This window comes from Sediminibacterium soli (assembly GCF_009939225.1).
GTDB lineage: Bacteria > Bacteroidota > Bacteroidia > Chitinophagales > Chitinophagaceae > Sediminibacterium > Sediminibacterium soli.
In genome coordinates this window covers 1-21,579 of sequence record NZ_JAACJR010000002.1, presented here as the reverse complement: position 1 = coordinate 21,579, position 21,579 = coordinate 1, and the positions used below count along the sequence as shown (strand labels likewise).

General features: G+C 39.2%; 24 protein-coding genes. 11 read left to right on the top strand and 13 right to left on the bottom strand.

All coding sequences use genetic code 11. The annotated features are described in order from the left end of the window. Positions 1 to 134 precede the first annotated feature (134 nt). On the bottom strand, positions 135 to 602 hold the full coding sequence (locus GWC94_RS00135) for a hypothetical protein (RefSeq protein ID WP_161832981.1): 468 nt from the start codon (positions 600 to 602) through the stop codon (positions 135 to 137). Positions 603 to 676: 74 nt separating this feature from the next. On the opposite strand from GWC94_RS00135, the gene GWC94_RS16725 reads away from it, so the two are divergent. Next, a complete protein-coding gene (locus GWC94_RS16725) occupies positions 677 to 913 on the top strand; it encodes a helix-turn-helix domain-containing protein (protein ID WP_161832980.1) in 237 nt (78 codons plus the stop codon). A 55-nt stretch (positions 914 to 968) separates the two neighbouring features. Here GWC94_RS16725 and GWC94_RS00125 read toward each other — a convergent pair whose 3' ends face one another. From GWC94_RS00125 to GWC94_RS00100, 6 genes are all read right to left on the bottom strand, one after another. After that, positions 969 to 1,190 (bottom strand): hypothetical protein, encoded by a 222-nt coding sequence (locus GWC94_RS00125; protein WP_161832979.1) that lies wholly within the window; start codon positions 1,188 to 1,190, stop codon positions 969 to 971. Positions 1,191 to 1,275: 85 nt separating this feature from the next. Next, on the bottom strand, positions 1,276 to 1,581 hold the full coding sequence (locus GWC94_RS00120; RefSeq protein ID WP_161832978.1) for a hypothetical protein: 306 nt from the start codon (positions 1,579 to 1,581) through the stop codon (positions 1,276 to 1,278). A gap of 66 nt (positions 1,582 to 1,647) precedes the next feature. Beyond that, entirely contained in the window at positions 1,648 to 2,079 is a 432-nt protein-coding gene (locus tag GWC94_RS00115; RefSeq protein WP_161832977.1) for a hypothetical protein, read from the bottom strand. A gap of 57 nt (positions 2,080 to 2,136) precedes the next feature. Then, positions 2,137 to 4,212 (bottom strand): ATP-binding protein, encoded by a 2,076-nt coding sequence (locus GWC94_RS00110; protein ID WP_161832976.1) that lies wholly within the window; start codon positions 4,210 to 4,212, stop codon positions 2,137 to 2,139. Continuing rightward, entirely contained in the window at positions 4,209 to 5,489 is a 1,281-nt protein-coding gene (locus GWC94_RS00105; RefSeq protein WP_161832975.1) for an SIR2 family protein, read from the bottom strand. The genes GWC94_RS00110 and GWC94_RS00105 overlap by 4 nt, the downstream gene beginning before the upstream one ends. Before the next feature lie 31 nt (positions 5,490 to 5,520). Then, on the bottom strand, positions 5,521 to 6,768 hold the full coding sequence (locus tag GWC94_RS00100; protein WP_161832974.1) for a hypothetical protein: 1,248 nt from the start codon (positions 6,766 to 6,768) through the stop codon (positions 5,521 to 5,523). Between the two features lie 304 nt (positions 6,769 to 7,072). On the opposite strand from GWC94_RS00100, the gene GWC94_RS00095 reads away from it, so the two are divergent. The 3 genes from GWC94_RS00095 to GWC94_RS00085 all read left to right on the top strand — a co-directional run bounded on the left by GWC94_RS00095 (position 7,073) and on the right by GWC94_RS00085 (position 10,460). Beyond that, positions 7,073 to 8,068: an agmatine deiminase family protein gene (locus tag GWC94_RS00095; RefSeq protein WP_161832973.1), complete on the top strand. Its 996-nt coding sequence runs from the start codon at positions 7,073 to 7,075 to the stop codon at positions 8,066 to 8,068. A 105-nt stretch (positions 8,069 to 8,173) separates the two neighbouring features. Further along, positions 8,174 to 8,797 carry a hypothetical protein gene (locus GWC94_RS00090; RefSeq protein ID WP_161832972.1) on the top strand — a complete coding sequence of 208 codons (624 nt, stop codon included), beginning with the start codon at positions 8,174 to 8,176 and terminating at the stop codon, positions 8,795 to 8,797. 421 nt (positions 8,798 to 9,218) lie between these two features. Beyond that, positions 9,219 to 10,460 carry a tyrosine-type recombinase/integrase gene (locus GWC94_RS00085; RefSeq protein ID WP_161832971.1) on the top strand — a complete coding sequence of 414 codons (1,242 nt, stop codon included), beginning with the start codon at positions 9,219 to 9,221 and terminating at the stop codon, positions 10,458 to 10,460. 5 nt (positions 10,461 to 10,465) lie between these two features. On the opposite strand, the gene GWC94_RS00080 is transcribed toward GWC94_RS00085, so the two are convergent. Genes GWC94_RS00080 through GWC94_RS00055 form a run of 6 tightly spaced genes read right to left on the bottom strand, consistent with a single transcriptional unit; the run spans position 10,466 to position 15,042 of the window. Then, a complete protein-coding gene (locus GWC94_RS00080) occupies positions 10,466 to 10,642 on the bottom strand; it encodes a hypothetical protein (RefSeq protein ID WP_161832970.1) in 177 nt (58 codons plus the stop codon). Between the two features lie 40 nt (positions 10,643 to 10,682). Further along, a complete protein-coding gene (locus GWC94_RS00075) occupies positions 10,683 to 11,486 on the bottom strand; it encodes an SMP-30/gluconolactonase/LRE family protein (RefSeq protein WP_161832969.1) in 804 nt (267 codons plus the stop codon). Positions 11,487 to 11,528: 42 nt separating this feature from the next. After that, complete coding sequence (locus GWC94_RS00070) at positions 11,529 to 12,653, bottom strand: aldo/keto reductase (protein WP_161832968.1); 1,125 nt, start codon at positions 12,651 to 12,653, stop codon at positions 11,529 to 11,531. Positions 12,654 to 12,677: 24 nt separating this feature from the next. Then, positions 12,678 to 13,163 (bottom strand): nuclear transport factor 2 family protein, encoded by a 486-nt coding sequence (locus tag GWC94_RS00065; protein ID WP_161832967.1) that lies wholly within the window; start codon positions 13,161 to 13,163, stop codon positions 12,678 to 12,680. 22 nt (positions 13,164 to 13,185) lie between these two features. After that, positions 13,186 to 14,169, bottom strand: a complete 984-nt coding sequence (locus tag GWC94_RS00060) for an aldo/keto reductase (protein ID WP_161832966.1) — start codon at positions 14,167 to 14,169, stop codon at positions 13,186 to 13,188. Between the two features lie 21 nt (positions 14,170 to 14,190). Then, positions 14,191 to 15,042 carry an aldo/keto reductase gene (locus GWC94_RS00055; RefSeq protein WP_161832965.1) on the bottom strand — a complete coding sequence of 284 codons (852 nt, stop codon included), beginning with the start codon at positions 15,040 to 15,042 and terminating at the stop codon, positions 14,191 to 14,193. A 152-nt stretch (positions 15,043 to 15,194) separates the two neighbouring features. Here GWC94_RS00055 and GWC94_RS00050 point away from each other — a divergent pair, with 152 nt between their 5' ends. The 7 genes from GWC94_RS00050 to GWC94_RS00020 all read left to right on the top strand — a co-directional run bounded on the left by GWC94_RS00050 (position 15,195) and on the right by GWC94_RS00020 (position 21,386). Beyond that, positions 15,195 to 16,094 carry a helix-turn-helix domain-containing protein gene (locus GWC94_RS00050; RefSeq protein WP_161832964.1) on the top strand — a complete coding sequence of 300 codons (900 nt, stop codon included), beginning with the start codon at positions 15,195 to 15,197 and terminating at the stop codon, positions 16,092 to 16,094. A 496-nt stretch (positions 16,095 to 16,590) separates the two neighbouring features. After that, positions 16,591 to 16,920 carry a helix-turn-helix domain-containing protein gene (locus tag GWC94_RS00045; RefSeq protein ID WP_161832963.1) on the top strand — a complete coding sequence of 110 codons (330 nt, stop codon included), beginning with the start codon at positions 16,591 to 16,593 and terminating at the stop codon, positions 16,918 to 16,920. After that, complete coding sequence (locus GWC94_RS00040; protein WP_161832962.1) at positions 16,917 to 17,810, top strand: toprim domain-containing protein; 894 nt, start codon at positions 16,917 to 16,919, stop codon at positions 17,808 to 17,810. Before GWC94_RS00045 ends, GWC94_RS00040 begins: the two co-directional genes overlap by 4 nt. A 106-nt stretch (positions 17,811 to 17,916) precedes the next feature. Further along, positions 17,917 to 18,261, top strand: a complete 345-nt coding sequence (locus tag GWC94_RS00035) for a plasmid mobilization protein (protein WP_161832961.1) — start codon at positions 17,917 to 17,919, stop codon at positions 18,259 to 18,261. Next, positions 18,251 to 19,153: a relaxase/mobilization nuclease domain-containing protein gene (locus tag GWC94_RS00030; RefSeq protein WP_161832960.1), complete on the top strand. Its 903-nt coding sequence runs from the start codon at positions 18,251 to 18,253 to the stop codon at positions 19,151 to 19,153. Before GWC94_RS00035 ends, GWC94_RS00030 begins: the two co-directional genes overlap by 11 nt. A 1-nt stretch (position 19,154) precedes the next feature. After that, a complete protein-coding gene (locus GWC94_RS00025; RefSeq protein ID WP_161832959.1) occupies positions 19,155 to 19,763 on the top strand; it encodes a hypothetical protein in 609 nt (202 codons plus the stop codon). A gap of 126 nt (positions 19,764 to 19,889) precedes the next feature. After that, entirely contained in the window at positions 19,890 to 21,386 is a 1,497-nt protein-coding gene (locus GWC94_RS00020) for a Fic family protein (protein WP_161832958.1), read from the top strand. Positions 21,387 to 21,579 lie beyond the last annotated feature (193 nt).

Below are 21,579 nucleotides of genomic sequence, written 5' to 3'. Positions count from 1 at the left end.
TCAGAAGGCCTACGCGAGATTTGATTAACTTAGTTTCAGAGTTCATGATCTGACATTTTGGGGTTATTAAATAAGTGTTGTTACTTAAATTTAATCCCATTTGTCAGATCAACTCTTAACTTCTACACCTGATGTTAGTCTTCCAATTTGCTAAAATGCATTTTACACCTACCCGGCTCCCCTCCTAATTCAATAACAAATAACAGCTTCCCTTTTTGATAACCATGCATAGCAATTCGCCCACCATTCGAGTACTTAACTCCTTGAGGCGAGTACCCCATCTTTTGAATTAATTGCTTGTAATTCGCTGCCTGATTTATGTTGTCAAAAAACTGAATGTAGTCAACTTGATGAAACGCAGTACTGTATAAAAGTATTAGCTCATACTTATTTTCACTTTTTGATTCAAAAACCCAGTTTACGTTCCCAGAGTAAGTGGTGTCGCCAGTTAAATGAAAATTGTATTTATTCGCCAATAATTTCTTTGCCGAAATGAGGTCGATACCAGTTGACAATATTTTTTGACCTGTAGACAAATCAAATACCTGTCCACTTCCTGTCTGACATACCGCGATTAAGACTACAATGTACAATAGCTTCATAATTAGTTTTTATTAAGTAAAAATAACGCATATATGCGTCCTTTTGAGAGAAACAATTAGCCCAATTTGGGCTTGTGATAAATGTTAAGAATAAGAAACTGGCCAAAGCTCTCGGTGACCATATCCGTTCACTGCGGCTGCAACTGGGTCTTTCTCAAGAAGACCTGGCGAATGAGGCTGAAATCCCATTATCACAGGTAGGGCGCATTGAAAGGGGGGAAATCAATGCCACAGTATCTACCCTATTTGTTATTGCCGAGGCCTTGAAAACCGACCTAAAAACCATTGTTGATTTCAAAATCAAACGCTAAAGGCGGTTAAAAGAAGTTTTTAGATTCCTCCTTCCTCCAAATCCTCCGTGCAATTTTATTCAATTGTCAGTGATTGGGTTCTATTCCAACTTGCCATAAGGTCTAAAATGTCAAAAAGCTGCTCTAAATCAATAAGCACTTCCGAAAAATCAATCGGTAGGTTTTCGTGTTCAGATTGTAGATAAATAATAAATATCCTACGCAGATGCTTATTTTCCCTTTCCGTTTGAAAATCCTCAAGTACTCTTTTTAGATCATTGATTTCTTCTTGATTCATTGCTTTTTATGCGAAGCTCGGAAAGAGATTCACCTCTCCAAAAGAAGTATTGCATCAGTTACATGTAACTATTCACTAAGCATTTTTAAATCATCAGGTAATATGCAGATTGGCTGTCTTTATAATCATTTGTTTGACCCCTATAAAACATTTCATAAGTTTTGTTTCTTATCGTTACAATCGCGACCTCTTCAATTAACTCGCGAAAGCTTTTTACGGGAAACCCACTATTTGAACGTATTTTAGCTACAGTCGCATTATGCCTCTCCCAAACAATTTCTGTTGTATGATCAAAATCAAAACCTCGCTCACTATCGGGATTTCTTTTGATAAATGGATTCCACTTCTCTCTTTGAAATGGCGAGTATAGCTTACCCTCAATCGGATTCATAAGTTTGTTTGGTATTGCGATTAGCAGTTATGCCTTAATATTATCTATGGGGCTTCGATTTATGACTTACACATCGTCTTTAAAAAATGGATTCTTATCAGAAAAAGGATAATATGTAAATGGATGGCTTAATAAAAGGACTGATAACCCATTTGCAACGATAGAGTGGAATTCTCTGTAAGAACCACCATCAACAATATAAGAAATGGGGTATATGCCTGAAACTAATTTAACTGTCGCTGCGCTCAACTGAAGTGCAGAAAATCTTATCCAGAGACTGTTTGGGTGATTTTTCCATTTCTTTTGTTGTCGTTGAGAGGGTGACAAGGAAATATACTTCTGAATGTCGTCAAGATTCTCATTGATGAACGACATGTGTTTTACATACCCATTTTCTTTCAAGATGACAGCAAGTTTCTGAATTTCTTCAGGCAAAAAATCATAGAAAATTTCTGAATAAGGACCATCTGATTTAGAGAGATAATTTCCTAAACTCATCGTATTTTAAATTTATTTGTCTTCTACTGTAATGAAATAGGGCTGACCTTATTCTTTCTAAATTTTGTAAACAATATGATCTTTAGGTTTGAACCAATTTTTGCTTACCTCATTATTATCACTTTTTGGTTTAGGAATTGCTTCGTTAACTTTGAAAGTCGTTGGTAGATTTACCGCATGTCCAAAAATTAATGCGTGTTGGGTTGGTATCGAAGGCATCCTTCTTAGTATTGTTTCAGAAATATGAGGAGTGATCTGCCTAATATGGGAAAGGTCTTCGGGATTTTGTATTCGATGGACAATAAAATTACTGCATTGAGATAGTACCGTTTTTGAGAGTTCACTGGGTCGTTGAGATGAAATTATTAGCAACATTCCAAACTTTCTCCCCTCTTTGGCTATAAGCTCAAAAATGCGATTTGCTTTTAAGAATGAACCAATAGGAGAATCAGAAATATACCTATGCGCTTCCTCCAAGATTAGATTTACTGGATATGAATTTCTAACAGGAAAATCTTTTATTGCTTCATAAATTATCCTGGAAATAACACATGAAATCACCTCCACGATTTCATCTTCTGCTGAACTTAGATCTAAGATGATGATCTGCTGCTTTTTAGTAATGTTTTTATCATCTCTTTTTTTATTTAACCCCAATATGTTACGCCTATACGATTCAAAATTTGCCTTATCCTGCTTGATGAAGTTAAAATCATCTCTATCCTTAATGCTTTTAATTCGTGTGATTAATGTTGAACAATAATCTCGAATCTGACGATTGCCATGGGCTTCTTCGTAGAGTAGTGCCAAGTCGACAGCGTCTTCAATAATTTCAAAACTGAATTTTTGATTTCTTTCATAAATTGGCATCTTAAACTTGTCCACTATAAAAACAGGATCACCATCAACGTCAGTCTGTTCTAAATAGTAAATTAACTGGGCCAAGCCTTTAATCTCACCAAAATGAACGGTTAAACAATTTCGAATATTGCAATCAAGCCGAATTCCTCTATCAATATAAATTTGATCTTGCTCGCTTCCTTCATCATCTGTATATGTAAATGCTTTGGACAGGGAAATTTCATCAGTATTAAATTTCTGAAGAATTGAAACTATTCTATCTTTTTTAGATGGGCTACTGCTCTCGTCTCTTAAAATTTGTGTTATACAGGTTGCAAGAATGTGGTTTTTTAACTCTCTCACATCTTCATCGGCGGTAAATATCGATGCAAGTCCGAGAGCATTTCTTAAAATTGGTTGTTGTGTTTTTTCAGTTGCTTGTAATAGCAATGCCCATTCATCTATTGTCAAAAACCAATGTGGTAACACAAATTGGTTTACGTCCTCGTCCTCGCTTGAGTCCAAACTATAATTTTTAATTTCAATATCCGAATTTGTATCCCTTAATTTTCCAAAAGCTTGTTTATATTCCCCATTCACATCAAAAATTACAAATGAACTACCAGTTGCACTATATTCCTTGAACCGAAATAAGCCTTGAAGCATCGAGGCAATTGTGCACGATTTCCCACTTCCAGTATTTCCTAAAATCGCTGAATGACTGGAAAAAAATTTATCAATATCAATTTTTACATCATAGTCAGGGAAAATTGTCGACTTCCCTATTGATAGGGTCGTGTACCTTTTGATGCTACAATCGCATTTTTTCTTATGTAGACGTGGTGTTAGGCAAATCGTCTGTTCCTGATTTTTGACATTAAAGATTGCATCTAATTCCTTTTCTTTTATATATAGCGCATCTGTATAAAGTGCTGGATAAACACTTACGCCAAAATCAAAATTATAACTGTTCGGATCATTTTCTTGAGGTTTTAAAGTTCCGATTGGAAGGACTTCCAAAAATTTTCCTGATTTCACCTTACTCAAGAATTGTTCTGTAGGGTTGCTAAAAGGAAGATTTAAATCCTTTTCTCTAACGCCTGCTACTTCAGCAACAATATAATAATATTGATAAGGCAGTATTACATAACTATTTAATTGAGCGAAATAGTGAATATCGTCAAAGCCATTAACATTAAAATTATCAATGCCACTTAACAGTTCGACTGTAAATCGATCAGAATTAATGGCTACTATTTTGCCAATTACCCTTTGCTTATCCTCTTTATTCATTCTCTATCAAAAAGTTTTTTAATTGCGTTTTCGATTTTTTGATCTATTTCATCATTACTTAAATCAGGTAGAATCTGCTCGACAAATCCTTTAAAGTAATGAAGCTTACTTTTATCCGATAGCTCACCGCCAATAATCCAAACCCTTGGATCATCGAGAGACTGAAGTCTTTTAATGTCATCACTCGTATTTTCGTCTCCTAAAACAATTAAGCGAAAAGATGGAATTGTAAAAGCTTGATAAATCAAATTATTTATGTGTTCATCGCTAAAGCTATAGCCAAGGGTTATCAGAACATTATTGTTCTGCATCAACTTTTTCTGAAATTCTCGAAATAAATCTGAATATGGACTCCCCATACTCGCATTTTGCTTTAGTGGAGTTGGGTGGATCATTATTACTTTTTGCTTCTCCAAGTTGTCATAGCTCGTTTCTTGGATTTCTCGCACTCTGAAAAGTTTTGTCTTTTCTTCATCTTGAATCCAATTGAGTGAGCCATGAATTTTGTAGAGATAGACAAAATTGTCAATGACACTCCATTTGCTTTGTGATAAATCCATTTTTTCTGCCAAAGCGTAATTAAAAATAGTGGGATTGAAATATTTCTTTATTCCACCAGAGAATCCATTTACATAATGAATTCCTAATTTGTCTAAGGCAAGTTCTGAATACAGGTCATAGTTGGTCGTAAAAACATTTGGCTTAGGAAGATTAGAATTTCTGTATAAAAGCTTTCTATAAAATGACTCATAAATTTCAATTAGTTCTTTGTCATTGGCTGAATTTCTATTTGTCTCATTTAGGCATTTTCTTAACAAAAAATCTCTTGCTTGTTTTATTATCGCCGCAATTGTAATGGCAGTCTTTTCCTTCTCCTGCCCAGTTGTTTCATAAAAAAAATAAAGGCTATGAAGTGTCCCTAAGAATTTTTCCAGATTGTTTTTGAATCCATCGGCTTCAATATTCAGTTTGAGATTAATGTTTAGCCAAGATTTATCATCAGCAGTAAGTGTTTTAGTATAAAATTCTTTGGCAAGGGAAACCATTGTTGGAATTCCAATGTCAACTTTTTCCTTTTTCCCATCATCTTTATCTCGTTCCACATAGTGAGAAGAACAACCACATCCTAATAAAAAGGAAAGATTTTTTCCATCAAGTACTTTTGTAAAAGCATCTTGTATTTTTTTTAATAGCTCTGATTCAGAAGGGTCATTATCTCCACTTCTGCCTTTTGCTAATACATTTTCCCTTCCCTTGTAGAAATAAATGTTGCTCATAAATCAACTTCTGATTAGTAAATTAGTTTGCTTACTTTTTGATAAATGGTAAAACAGCTTTAAATATTCTTTCTAGGGCATTAACAGAAACATCTTCTTCGCCTTTCACGTCAGCAACAACCGACTGATTGCCAAAATACTTATTTACCAATTCTTCTTTTATTTTTTGCTTTTTGTCTTCTGGCAACAATTCAATGAATGGTCCAATAGAAGCTAACTCCAGTTCAAGGTTCCTGTTTTGTGTTTCTAACTTTCTGTGTTTAGTTGATTCTCTTGCCGCATATACGGCGGGATAAGTAAGAACCGCTGCAGCCAATATTCGTACTAATGATTTATAAAGGTTAAACTCACCGTTTTTGCTTATCTCAATAATTGACCAAATTAATAGGCCAGACATTATTATCATAAATGCTAAAGCTATCGACCTAAAATTATCTGCGCTTTTTTTGTTTTCGTCAGCTATATTCTGATAATTACCTGTAACACCTACATTGCCCACAATGTTTACGATTTTATTTGCTTCGGCTAATTTAGAATTTAAGCTGTTGATAGTGTCTGAAGATTGTTTCTCAAACTGTGCTTTTTGTTCTTCAAAGGATTTTATATTTGCTGCTTTATCCGCATCAAATTGTTCCTTATAGAGTTTTCTATCCGCATCTATCACTTCGTTAAATTTCTTTTTCTCGAGATCTATATCAGTTGAAGCGGTAGTTTTTAGTGAATCGAACTCCGTATTATAACGGCCGAGCACATTTTGAATTTCTACCTCTTTCGCAGTTAATTTTTGCTCGACTGCAGTAAGTTGATTTTGTTTTGCATCAAGATTGGCTTGTGCTTCAGCTAAATCCAGAATTAGTTTTTCGTTAGCAGCTTTTATACTTTCGTACCCGGTTTGTGTCGCTTGCTGAAAGCTTGCGATTGATTTTGAAAAATCAAAATCTCCAGTTGACAATGGGAGTGGAAAATTCCTAACCCTGGTAATAACAGAATTGAAGTTATTTATAGCGTTACTAACGTGTCCAGTATTATTATTGCCTAAGTACGAGTTTATCTGAACCATACCTGCATCAATTTCATTCGCTAAGGATGTCATTTCGGCCTCTGGTAATAAAATAGGAATGGTGAGTTTAAGCCTATCTATTATGTAATTGTATGCAATGTCAAAAAAGGCAGCGTCTGGGACTGGAATTTTTTCTTTTGCAGCATCGGAAGTAAGTATCTGCTGAAGTTGTTGCAATTTTTCAAATGCAAGATGACTTGTGAAATTTTCTGGAGTCATTTTGGTTGTTTTATTATTATTGCCCTTTCATATATCAGAATTAGTTATAACTATCTCTGCGATGGATAGAAGGCTTGGATTTATTTATGTTTAATAATGTATCTGCGAGAGTTGAGTGGGGGGAGACCTGTGGCTGACGTAGACTATCGTGCTTAAATTTACATAAATCCTAAAAACGATAAGACTAATCTTGCGAAAAATGCAATAATAGCCTTTATACTTAATGCCGTTTAAATCGAGAAAAAAGACTTAAAATCTCTCCAACGAACCCCTTCGTACCTTCGCGCCACAAATTTTATTGCAAATGGTCTATACAGACTATTCAACCGTTCAGAATCTTATTCTCGCCTATCCTGAACGTTTCTACAACGAATACGAATCTCTGACATCGTTCTACGATTCGCTAATTGACCTGATACCAAACAACATTCAACTTTGGCTGGTGACAAATAACAAGGCTACCTGCCAAAAATTGGAAAGTAGGTATCAGTACAAGAAGGTGAATACCATTGGGATCAAGAATTGGGATGAAATCTGGCTGCGGGATTGTATTGGAATAAATACTAGGGAGTCAGTGGTTAAGCCATTCTACCATCCTCAGTACTGCACCCACTACCGGCATAAAGATTATTTCGAACAGCTAAATAAGCAATCGAGGATAATTGTAAAGGAGTGCTTACAAAAGAAAATATTGCATCTACCATTAATAATGGATGGTGGTAATTTTTCCAATAACTCAACAACCGTATTTCTTACCAATAAGATATTGGAAGACAATCGTGAGCTATCCAAGTCGGAAATCGTGAATATGCTGCAGGACTTTACTTCCCTACGTCCTGAAATAATTGAAAGAAGTAAAACAGATACAATCGGTCACACAGATGGCTTTATAAATTTCATTGGAGAAGATAAAGTCCTACTTTCCAATTACCCTTCGCTACCTTTCTTAAAATCGGACATTGATTTTCTCTACACAATAAGAAAGAGGCTGGAAGAGGAAAAATTTGAAGTGATTGATCTCTATGATCGCCCTATTGATGAAATCGTACCCTGTGAATGTTATCGGAAGAACAAAAAAGCCTGCCTTTATTCAGCAAGAGGTAATTACATAAATTTCCTACGACTGAATAGAACAATCATTCTGCCAGAATACACTTTACCAACTGCTAAAGAAACCAAGTATTATAATACGCAGAATGTTGAAATACTCACCAACTTAGGGTTTGAAGTAAAAACGATCAACTGCGATCAATTAGCAAAAATGGGCGGCTCATTACATTGCCTCAGCTATACATTTTAGCCAAATGGAAAGAATTCTAAAATTTCCGGAAGTTGAATCGACTTTGCGGCTAGCTTAGCGTATAATCTGACAATTCTGTTTATTCATTATTGATCATCAAGAAATATGCATAAAATTACTTTCATTAGCACAGTTCACAAAGAAATTGGAAAATGCAATGCTGATGAATTGCATAAGATTATAGAACAAGTAAACCCCGAGGTTATTTTTTTGGAAGCTCTCGATGGGTCTTATTCCAAGTATGAACAGATTAATTTCTCACAATTCCAAGTACCTCATAATAAATTGGAAATAGCAGCAATTCAGAAATACTCTGATAAGTATATCCCTGTACTTGATAATAAAATGTCAGACGCTTTTGAAAAAAAATATAGCTCGCTTCCTGAGAACATTGAGCTCCGAAAGTTGCTTGATGATTTTAATTTTTTGGCTAATGAATATGGGTTTCAATTTCTTAATAGTAAAGAAAGTATTATGCGTCAGGAAGAAATGCGCATAATTGAAAGCAGTCTTTTAAATGATGAGAAACTGAATATTAAAGCTAGAGAGGCTATTGATGGTTATGAGGACTCAATGCTTCGCAACATTTATTCTTATTGTAAAAGTAATGAATTCGATAGGGCAGTTTTCATGTGTGGAGTAGCACACAGAAAATCAATCATCGAAAAGGTGAAAAAACGTAACACCCAAGAAGAAATAAGCTTGAATTGGGTAGTTTTCGGGAATTGAAGTATCTGTCAAAATCGCGGAAGCCGATAATTTTATTTATAAATATAATAGACAACCAAAAAGACAACTATATCTATAAAATCGAAAAAGTGCCGGAAGATCCGGCACTCTCGCGAAATTTTGTGGGCCCACCAGGGCATGATCCTGGGACCCCCTGATTATGAGAGCGATTTTTACCCTTTTCTCAGCTTTACCGAACGTTACCTAAATTCACTGAAACCCTTTGCCAGTAAGGGTTTTAGCGAATTTTTAGCACTCCACCTTTACCGGTCAAAAACCGGCTTAATGTACTTTTGTTTGCAAATTGTTTGCACACTTTTCGGCACTTTTCCCTTGGGAAGACCCCCAAATTCAGGCCATTTTGTTTGCAAATTTCAGCCACCTCTATTCACAAACCGATGCCTAAAAATCAGGGGGTCCTATGATTACAGTTAAATTGTTCCATGATACCAGACGGGAAAAAGTTACCGGAACGTACCCGGTTAAAGTCCGTATAACCAGCGATCGCCGGTCGAAATATTATGAAACCGGGGTAAACTTAACCGAAGCAGAGTTTAACCGCATTTTTATGACACGCGTACCGGCGGAGTTGCAGGAAAGAAAGGAAATTCTTGCCGAAGCCGAGTCAAAGGCGGTGTATCTATTAAAAGATATCAAGCCGTTTAACTTTCCGGCTTTCGAACGGCGCTTTCTCCAAAAATCTTTTGACGGATCTTTTGTAGAGACAATATTTAATGAAGTGATCGAGCGGTTCAGGCAGCAAGACCGCATCGGTACTGCGGAAAGCTACAAAGTAGGTCTTCGAAAACTGCTCAAATTTAAACCACGACTTCGGTTTGAGGATGTTGATGCAACCTTTCTATACAAATTTGAAGAATGGATGCTGGAACAAGGGAACTCAATAACTACTGTTGGAATTTACACCCGCGCACTTCGTGCAATTTTTAACGAAGCAATAGAGAGGAATCTAATTTCGAAGGAATATTATCCTTTTACCAAACGTCGCTACCAGGTGCCCACAGGTAAAAGCGTCAAGAAGGCGCTTCCGTTGGCGGATATTGGCAGGATATATCACTATGAGACGAAGACACCACAAGAGGAAAAAGCAAAGGCCTATTGGCTATTTAGTTATTTCGCTAATGGGATGAATATGGCGGATATTGCGCGGCTAAAGTACAAGGATATCTCCGGTGACTTTATACACTTCGAAAGAGCAAAAACCATCCGATCAATGCGGGGCAATCCAAAAGTGATAAGTGTTGTGATGAATGATGACATCCGATTAATTATGAAGAAGTGGGGCAACTGGAACAAAACAAAGGATAACTATATATTTCCGATACTAGAGGCGGGGCTGACTTCAGCGCAAGAGCGAGAGCGGATTAAAGATCTGATTTGGCGAATCAACAAAGGTTTAAAATCTATTGCAACCGAACTGAAGTTTGACAAACCGCTAACGACTTACACCGCACGTCACTCATTCTCGACTGTATTAAAAAGATCTGGTGCAAGCGTTGAATTTATTTCGGAATCTCTTGGCCATCGATCGGTACAAACTACGGCTCATTATCTTGACAGCTTTGAAGACGATATGAAGAAGAAATACAGTGAGTCACTTTTGGGCTTTATGGAGAACTCTATTTCAAAGTCTGCTGATAAGTAGGTGGATCAAAATCCCGCAGGTAACTTGATTTTGTTCAAAGGAAGCGTTGTGCTTTTAGCAGTTATTGCTGTTGCGGAACTGTCTGCCTTAGGTAAATCAGTGATCGTATCCTTATTTGTGTTCCCAAGAAAAGCGAGACCGGTAAAGGCTGCCGCTACAGGTATCAATCGTAATTTGTTCATGAGTATTTGTTTGTTTGGTTTATGATGATTCGCAAGTGGTTTATTTTACCGTATAGGCAATAATTCTATTGCTACTAAACGAAGGAACATACAATGTTTTTGTTTTGCTGTTGTAGCTGATATCATTGGCCATGATTCGGCTTGCACGAGTATCGAGCAATACCTGTTTATTACCATCTGCATTTACATAGTACAGCATACCACGGTAATTGCTTAATATGAATTCATTCTTTGAAAGCATTACAATACCATCAAGACCATTTTCATATCCCTCACCAATTTTTGTAATTTCTTTATTGGCGTTTACTTTTTGAAAGGATGCAGAACCCACAACATATAGATCATCACCAACAGCCATCAAGCCATTCGCGCCGGCGATATTTTCTAGGTAAACGCTGGCTTTGTCGTTTTCGATTCTATGTACTTTGCTGGTTCGGGTGTCGCTTACATAAACAATTCCCTTGGCATCCACTTCCAGATCATTAAGCATTCCGGCACCTTCAATCGGTATGCGTTTGATGATCGTTGCTTTGTCGATGTCGATCACTGCCACGGCTGCTGTTTCCGCCGTATAAAGCAGCCCATTGTAAAAACCCAATCCTTTGTTAGATGTAAGGCCGGTCACCCAATCGCTTTTGATTATTCTCCCATTTACATCCATCCGGACAATGCTCCCGGCATTCATACTTGAAACGTAAATAGAATTGGACTTAGGATCGTAGGTAGCAGATTCCGGTCCTTTTAACGTCACTGAATCAGATTCCCATGCTTTTTCCAAAGTTCGTTGAGCAAAGGGTTGGGAGCAGGTCAGTAAAACGATCAGCGACAGGCAGATTTTTCTCATGGCAGTTGTATTTACAGATTAGGATTGATTGAATTTGTTTATTTATTTCCGTGGTGCTTCTACGTTTGAATAGTTCAAAACAGCTTGTGGCAAGCGCAGCCCCTTTATTGTGATTCCATTTAATTCCTGGTTGAACTGTTTTAATTCATCGGCTGAGAATTTGACATCGGCAGCCCCAACATTTTCCAGTAAGTGGGACATCTGCGTAGTTCCAGGAATAGGTACGATCCATGGCTTTTGTGCTGTAAGCCACGCCAACGAGAGTTGCGCGGGAGTTGCGTTCTTTCGTGCGCCCCAATTTTTGAGCAATTTTACAAGAGCTAAATTGTTAGGCAGGTTTTCCGGTGAAAATCTTTCTTCAATGCCCCTGATATCGCCTGCGGCAAAACGGGTGTTTTCATCAATGGCTCCTGTAAGAAACCCAACACCTAGCGGACTCCAGCAAACAAAACCAATACCCAGTTCTTCACAAAGTGGAAGCACTTCCTTTTCCGGTCCACGCCATAACAGCGAATATTCGTTCTGGATTGCAGTAACGGGGTGAATGGCATGAGCGCGGCGAACGGTTTGAAGTCCCGGTTCGGAAAGCCCATAATGCAAAACTTTTCCCTGTTTGATCAGATCCTGGATTGTACCAACTATATCTTCAATTGGAACGGTGGGATCAACACGGTGTTGGTATAACAAGTCGATGCGATCCGTACGAAGTCGTTTCAGCATCCCTTCAACCACCGCTCTGATTTGCTCGGGCTTGCTATTGGTACCAGGCGAACGCTGACCGGTCTTTTGATCAATGTTCCAACCATACTTTGTTTCAATGACTACTTTATTCCGGAAAGGCTGAAGGGCTTCTCCAAGTATTTTTTCGCATTCCCAAGGGCCATAGGCTTCCGCAGTATCGAACAATGTAACACCGCTGTCGTAAGCCTTCCGGATAATCTTAATCATTTCAGGGCGTGAAGGAATGGTGGTCTGGTAGGTGCGATGCATATTTTGCACACCTAAACCAATACTTGAAACTTCCAGTTTGCCGCCAAGCTTTCGATGGCTTGGCGTCGCACTGGTTTCGGGGGATATTTCTTTTAGCTTATTGGCAAAACTGTTTGATGCAAGTAACGATGTACCAGCAAGCGTTAGACCAGATTTTATCAGATTGCGACGATTCATATTCTCATTGGATTTAATTGCCGATTAAGGCTGTTTCATTTTTACTGGACGGATGAGTGTTGAAAAAGTAAGTGAGCCCATTTTCCATTTGCCATTTTCTTTGGTATAAACTTCTGTAACCATGAATGCATGAACCACATCGTTCCCGCCGACTGATGCCAATAAATCAATATCGTTTAGCAGGATGGCGGTGTTTCCAAAAAAGTTCACGGATGCGCCATACACTTCTGCTTTCTTATACCAGATGCCACCACCTTTGATTGTATTCAACTCCTGTGTTTTACCCCAGCTACCACCCATGTGAACGAACACGCATTTCTCACCAAACAATTCATTCAAAGCGTCAACATTCTTGTCGGCCATCCATGTCCATTTGTTTTTTGAGATATCCAGGATTTCCTGTTCTTCTTTTGAAACCATAGCTGCTGGCGAATTAGGGAGTTTCGCCTGTGCATGAGATAATTGTATGCACGCGATAAAAGTGATGATGGAGATAATTGTTTTTCTCATGTTGATGGTTTTAGAATGGAGATTATCGGTTTATCATTTTTTGGGCCTGTTCGGAATACCGGCTGCCGACAATTTCAATCTCGGCAAGAGCATCACTGATCTCTTTCAAATCCTGGGCATCGAGTACGATATCGGCAGCCCTAACGTTTTCTGTTAGCCGGTGGATTTTGGTTGTTCCCGGAATCGGCACGATCCAAGGTTTTTGTGCAAGCAGCCAAGCCAAAGCGATCTGTGCAGGTGTTACATCCATAACATTTGCGATGCTGCCAAGTCGATCTACCAATGCCTGATTTGCTTTTCGGTTTTCCTCAGAAAAACGTGGAACGGTATTTCTAAAATCTGCTTTATCGAACGTGGTGCTCTCGTTAATTGCACCGGTTAAAAATCCTTTACCCAGCGGGCTGAAAGGAACGAATCCTATCCCGAGTTCTTCCAGTGCAGGTAAAATCTCCTTTTCCGGTTCACGCCACCACAACGAATATTCACTTTGCAACGCGGCAACCGGCTGAACCGCATGTGCTGCCCGGATAATCTGAACACCTGCTTCCGAAAGACCGAAATGTTTCACCTTGCCTTCTTTAATAAGATCATGCACGGTTCCTGCCACATCCTCAATGGGAACATTCGGGTCCACGCGGTGTTGATAAAGCAAATCGATAACATCTGTTCGTAAACGCTTTAGGGAAGACTCTGCAACTGCCCGTATTGTTTGAGGGCTACTGTCAAGACCTGAAGAAGTTTTTCCATCCTTAAACCCAAACTTTGTTGCAATCACAACATCCCTACGAAATGGTTGAAGAGCTTCGCCTAGTAACTCTTCATTTTCAAATGGTCCATACGCTTCGGCAGTGTCGAAAAACGTAACTCCTTTTTCAAAGGCGGCACGTATCAATGCAATACCCTCTTTTTTGTCTGTTGCCTGACCATATCCGAAGCTAAGTCCCATACACCCTAATCCAAGGGCAGATACTTCCAGTCCACTTTGTCCTAATATTCTTTTTTGCATTTGTGTTCTTGTTAAATTCAACTAATCATTAAGCGTTCTTTCACCAAGCCATTTCACCATTTTAGGGTCACGGTGATCGAAGAACAGGCTTTCATTCGTGTCAAGAGTTTTAATTGCATCCATATCATCAATACTCAATTCAAAATCGAAGATGTTGAGGTTTTCTTCCATCCTCTCCTTGCGTACTGATTTCGGGATTGCCACAACGCCTCTTTGTGTAAGCCAGCGAGCAACAACCTGTGCAACTGATTTATTGTATTTCTGCCCGATAGAGGTAAGGAGTTCGTTTTGAAAGAGATTGTTTTTTCCCTCGGCAAATGGTCCCCAGGATTCAATCTGAACTTTGTTTTCAGCAAGGAATTGTTGCGTTTCATTTTGCTGATGAAATGGATGTGTTTCAATTTGATTAACTGCCGGAACTATCTCATTGTGGATGATCAGGTCGGCTAACCTGTCCGGATGAAAATTGCTTACACCAATGGCGCGAATTCTTCCGGCTTTATACAGATCCTGCATTGCCCGCCATTCACCATAAACATCACCATAAGGTTGATGAATGAGATATAAATCGAGGTACTCGAGCTGCAGTCTTTCCATGGATTTTTCAAACGCTTTTTTAGCGCCATCATAGCCATTGGATTGTATCCACAATTTTGTAGTGATGAATAACTCTTCTCTTTTTACACCACTCTTTTTAATGGCGCTGCCAACCGCTTCTTCGTTTTCATACGACTGAGCCGTATCAATCAAGCGATAGCCTGTTTCAATAGCGTCCATCACGCTCCTCTCACACTCCGCCAGATCCTTCACCTGGAACACACCAAATCCGAGAATCGGCATTTCCACCCCGTTATTTAAGATTACTCTTTGCATAGGTCTTTTATTACTTACAGTACAAAGTTCCTGCCCATTATGCGCCAACCGGAAGATGGATTACGGTTTGTTCTACCATTATTACAGGTTTGGGGCTTTTATGACTTATAAAAGTGGAGATATGGCTAAGTTTGGATAGAAAACCGATGGAAATGGAACAAATAATTGATTTTGATACGATTAGTAAATACAATGCTTTCAACAAAAACGAGACAAAACATCCGTTAGTGAGTGTTGTAGACTTTTCCAAAGCTGATCCACGACATGGCGGGTTTACGGCCCTGTTTGGTTTTTATACCGTCTTTTTAAAGGATGTGAAATGTGGTGACCTCGCCTATGGAAAGAACACCTATGACTACCAGGAAGGAACACTTGTTTTTCTCGGACCGGGCCAGGTGTTGACGGCTGCCTACAACGAGGAAGCCTACCAGCCCAAAGGTTGGGGATTGCTTTTCCACCCGGATCTGATTGCCGGAACATCACTCGGCCGTCACATACAAGAGTATTCTTTTTTTGGCTACGAAACCAGGGAAGCACTTCATTTATCGGAAAAGGAAAGAACGATCGTTATGGAATGCTTTGCGAAAATCGAATATGAACTGGATAATAATATTGATAAGCATAGTAAGAAGTTGATCATTGCCAACATCATCCTTTTCCTTGACTATTGTACTAGATTTTACGATCGCCAGTTTATAACCAGGGATAATGTTCACAAAGGCATTTTGGAGAGGTTTGAAACATTGCTTAATAACTATTTCAATTCAGACAAACCTTCTTCAATCGGTTTGCCATCCGTAGCCTATTGCGCAATGGAACTGAATCTTTCACCTAATTATTTTGGAGATCTAATAAAAAAAGAAACCGGTAAAACTGCGCAGGAGTTTATTCAAACCAAGATCATCGCCGTCGCCAAGCAAAAGATATTCGATATCAATAAATCGGTTAACCAGGTAGCACTAGAGATGGGATTCAAATATCCGCAGCATTTTACCCGGTTATTCAAACAAAAGGTTGGTGTTTCACCAAATGAATATCGTTCCCTTAATTAAATTTTATTCGCTCATTTGATCTACGGTCATCAACTACCGAGAAAGTTGTCGATACCACTAAGGATAATTGTTAAATATTAATTGAATAATTGAGTCTTGGAAGTAGACTTAATCACATTTACTTTTCTCAACTTTCCGTCCCTTTACTTTTTTTTACCGTTCAACCACTCCTATGCAGCGTATTTTACCATACGATTGTTAAAGCCATCAAATGTTACCCGCCCAAATTTCGGGCAAGTAACATTTTGTATTCCTAAAGCGCCATAACTTTACATGTCGATTGATTGTGTGATAGGAAATGATGTGTAGAATGGAAAAAGCAAAACTGAACTGGTTAACCCTACTTGCCGTATCTGGCTGTCAATTTCATTCCTCCTCTCTGCTGACGCAAATTTCTTCACCTCACTATGACACCCACTTGGATGTCCTGCATATTACTTCTGTTAACTTGCTCATATACCAGCTAACCTTTTGTGAAATTGATAAATCGTGATGTATGCAGGAAACCCCTATGTTGTTCCCCTATGCTCCAACAGAATTTTGGAAGCAGATCAAGATTGTTGTGTCTGAAGTCGTAGATGCAAAACTTGCCACTTTACATGTTGATCCTCCTTCCGTCAATGACATGCCAGAAAGGACCTTGCTGAAAGCTACCGAGGTCTGTGAAATTTTTCGTGTTTCAAAGCCAACGCTCTACGCCTGGATTCGGCAGAACAAACTGCGAAGTTTCAAGATCCGTTCGCGGCGCTACTTTTCCCGTGCAGATATTGAGCTTGTCATCCGCCAAACACAGTTACAAGCACCGACGCAAAATCCTGCGGTATGAATTGTGAACAGGCGAACAAGACCAGCATGGTTGAGCTTCTCGCGTTGCTTGATTACGCGCCGGATAAAATTCGGGGTAATGACTATTGGTATCGATCTCCATTTCGAGGGGAGCACCACGCCTCATTCAAAGTAAATATCTCCCGTAATATCTGGTACGATCATAGCGAGGGAATTGGTGGGAAGCCGGTGGATTTTGCAATGCGATATTTTAGCTGCGGATTGTCAGATGCATTGATAAAACTTTCGTCAGTAACAAGCTTGCATAATAGCCTTGTTGAAAAGGCCTCACAACCGGCGTTTGTTCCGGTCGAAAATCGCCTGTCAATTATTGATGTAATTCAACCGTTGCAAAACCGGTCGTTATTAGAGTATTTGGAGAAGCGCAGAATAAGTCAGTCAACTGCTCAGAAATTCTGCAAAGAAGTTGTCTATGAAAACAACGGCAAAAGATATAGGGCGATCGGGTTTAAAAATACGGCTGGTGGTTATGAGTTACGGTCAGAAAATTTTAAAGGCAGCAGTTCGCCGAAATATGTAACATGGTTTGACAACTCCGCCAACAGAATTTCAGTGTTCGAAGGGTTTTTCGACTTTCTTAGCTGGCAGACAATTACTGGATCTGCAGGACAAACAACCAATGTGCTTGTTTTAAACTCCCTTTCTTTTTTCACCCGCAGTCTTTTGTTACAGGAAAAACACAACCAGATTCACTTGTTCCTTGACACAGATACGGCTGGTCGGAAATGTGTGGCAGAAGCTCAGAAAAGAAATCCAGGCAAGGTGGAGGACCAAAGCCATGCCTACAAAGGGTTCAAAGATTTGAGTGAATGGCACATGAGTGAAAATTCAGCGCAGGAATTGCGCCATTCGAGAGGGATTAGAAGATGATATTTTTTTGTAAGCAAGCGGTGTTTTTGTTACACAAAAACGCTACCGCTTGCTTTTTCTCCCGTTGGTCGCAAAAGGGAAATAATGCAACAAACATTTGTGAGAAATGGCTAATGGCAAAAGTGGAAGACCTAAAAAAGCGGTGAAAAGAGATGCAGCAACTGGTGTCAGATTCACCAGAGCCGAGTACTTTATTGTTAAACAGAAGGCACTGAAAGCAAACATGAAAATCACTGTATATGTGCGATCAATGTCCCTCGAAGGATATGTAAAGGCGCGGTCACGACCGGCGGATAAACAACTGGAAAAACAACTGGCAGGGATGGCGAATAATATCAATCAAATGACCAAGCTCGCACACCAAAAAGGATTGCTTACTGCACTTCTCTTTTTTGAGAAAATAAGAGTAGAACTGGACGAGATTTTAAATAGACTTCGCGATGATCAGTAAGGTTATCAAACCGGGTAAAACTTTCGCTGGCGCCTGCCGGTATCTATGTGCTGATCGTATGCGGGCAGGGGTGATTTTGTCCGAGGGGATAAGGGACTATGATCATAAGTTAACGGCTGTAGATTTTGAATCACAAAGGCGGTTAAATCCCAACTTGAAATCCCCAGTTCAACATATTATTTTATCCTGGTGTGCCGGTGAAAAGTTAACGGATCAAACGATGGCCGAAATCTGTCTTGAATATCTTAAAAGAATGCAGGTTTCAAACACACAATTTCTGATTGTCAGGCATAAGGATAGGGACAACCCACACGTACATATTTTGTTCAACCGGGTTGATAATGATGGTCGCACAATCAAAGATAATTTCATCGGTTTCCGTGGCAAAAAAATTGCTCAGCAGTTGACACATGAATATGGTTTGATTCCGGCTGTTAAGAAAGATCTACAGCGAACGAAAATGGAACGTCTGAACGATTACGATGCTACCCGTTATGAAATATTTCAGGCATTGAATGATGCGCTCCCTAAATGCAGAACATTTGAGGAGCTCAAAGCTAGATTGGAAAAGGAAAAAATCGGAATGGTTTATAAATACAAGGGCAAGACAAATGAGGTACAAGGGATCAGCTTTGTAAAAGGGGATTACAAGTATAAAGGTTCTGAAATAGACCGATCGTTTTCCTATGGTAATATAATAAAGCAACTTGGTCAGCGGCGGGAGCAAAGCCAGCGTTCAGTAAAAGAGCATCAATTAAGCCATGGCACTGCGAAAGACTGGGCGATTTCACATGCTTTGGATATTGCCAGAGAACTACTAAAACATGAAGAAGAGTACAATCAATTGCCATCAGAATTCTTAAAAAGGAACCGTAAACAACACAGACTTTAATATGGATAACCACGAGCTGAAAGTGAACAGTGAAGACATGTCTCAATTGTTGATGCAATCTATTGTCGATAAGCTGGAAGGAATGGAGCTGCTTTTGCATGCGGCACTTGGCCAAAAACCTGCCATTGATTTGTCGGTCATTACCCGCGAAATAGCAGCTTTCAAAAGAGAGGTTCAGGAAGAACGATTAAAGCATGTACCTGACCGGAATAAACTCGACACACTTAACCAGAATTTAGTAAACCTGGATCAAAGACTGTCGGCTTTAAAGGACATTAAAGTTGAATACAAACACACCCTTCATAAGGGTATCTGGATATCCGCCACCTTGGCATTACTTGCATCACTACTGATAGTGGGCTGGGTTAATACATACAGCAACTTGTCCCGGTATAGAGAAAATGACATCAAATACCGGTATTTGAAAGCGTATGGCAGTAACAGGATTATGCAAATATGCGGACAGATAGACAGCTTATATAAGAAAGATCCTGATGGATTTACCGGCAATACAATTGCTGCAGAACAAGAGTTATTGAGGGTTGCCGATTCAGTTTGTCTTGCCCGTGAAAAGAAAAGAGAAGCGGCAACTGGAACTGGTAGAAAGTAACCGGGCCTTGGCGATTTGGCAGAAAATATTTATATTTGGCTAAAATTATTTCCGAAAATAGTCTTTTTGGAAGAAAAAAATACCTTTTTTCGAGTTTCCTGATCCGTTTTTGCGAAAAAAATTACCATGAATAAGTTGCGTGAAATTATAGTTGGCACGACCGAAACTTCAAAGGAAATCGGAAACCTGGAGAAGAATGGTTTGGTACGTAAAATAGCGCCGAGAATATATACATCCAATCTGACCGATGCGCCGGAAAAAATTATTCGCCGCAATTGGTTTCATTTAATCTCCGATTTGTTTCCGGATGCACAGTTAAGCCATCGAAGCGCATTGGATCATGTTCCCACCCCTAACGGCCATCTTTATCTTACTCGCGACAAAAGAAGTGTGGTTGAACTTCCAGGCCTCACACTTCATTTTATCAGCGGTCCCAAGCCGCTTCAAGATGACTCTTTGTTTTTCGGGAACCTGAGAATTTCCAGCCTTCCGCGAGCATATCTTGAAAACTTTCAAAGAACAAAAGGAAACGGCGAAGAAACCAAAACACTATCACGGGAGGAACTGGAGGAAAAAATAGAATCTTTCATCCGGGTAAAAGGAGAAGAAGCACTGAACCAGGTTAGAGATAAGGCAAAGGAAATTTCCGTTGAATTAGGAATGCAAAAAGAAGCCGAGGAGTTAAGCAAGTTAATATCAGCAATGCTTGGTACAGGACTATCCAAAAATCTTGTCAGTTCGGTTGCAAAATCAAGAGTGCTGGGTGAACCGGTAGATCCCGATAGAGTTGAATTGTTTGAGTCTTTGTATTATGAACTGGTCAGGAAAGAATACCCGGATTATCCGGAAGAAAATCAAACTATTCAATCCTATCAGAACTTCGCTTTTTTTGAAGGATACTTTTCCAATTATATAGAAGGGACCGAATTCACGATTGATGAGGCAAAAAAGATAATTGCCACTGAAATGCCGATACCGGCGAGGGACGAAGATTCACATGATATTTTGGGAACATATCAAATTGTTTCCAACCGAAAGGAAATGGCCGTCACCCCAACATCAGCCGATCATTTTCTTACACTGCTAAAAGAAAGGCACGCAATACTTTTAAGCGCCAGAACATCAAAAAATCCCGGTGAGTTTAAAGACAAGAATAATCGTGCAGGCAACACGGAATTTGTAGACAAGGAATTGGTTCGTGGTACGCTTAAGAAAGGATATGAATGGTACAGCATCCTTCGACATCCATTCGCAAAAGCTGCTTACATGATGTTCCTTGTAAGTGAGGTGCATCCGTTTCTTGATGGCAATGGCAGAATAGCGAGGGTTATGATGAACGCAGAACTTAGTTCAAAAAATTTATCGAAGATCATCATCCCGACTGTGTACCGCGAAGATTACATGGGTACTATTAAGAAACTGACTAAGCAAAGGGAAGGCGATGCTTATATTAGAATGTTGCAGAAGGCTTGGACATTCAGCAGCCAGGTTCACCAGAAGGATTTCAATCAAATGGAGAAATTCCTGACCCAAAGAAATGCGTTCCTCACGCATAAAGAAGGATACTTAAAAATCGAAGAAGAACAGGAATCACAAAGACACAGACGCTCACTGAGAATGTAAATACCCACCCATTTTCAATTCAGTCATAATTGCCGGTGAAAAGGAAAACCGCCTTTTATTCCGGCAGAGAGTGTAAAATAAACTGTGTCAGGAGTTAAGTAATTAACTTTAAAACACAGAAAATGGAAAACAACAATCCTGGAAGCCTCGATTATGAGGCAATGAAGCAAAAGCTCAAAGAGCAGTTCCGGAC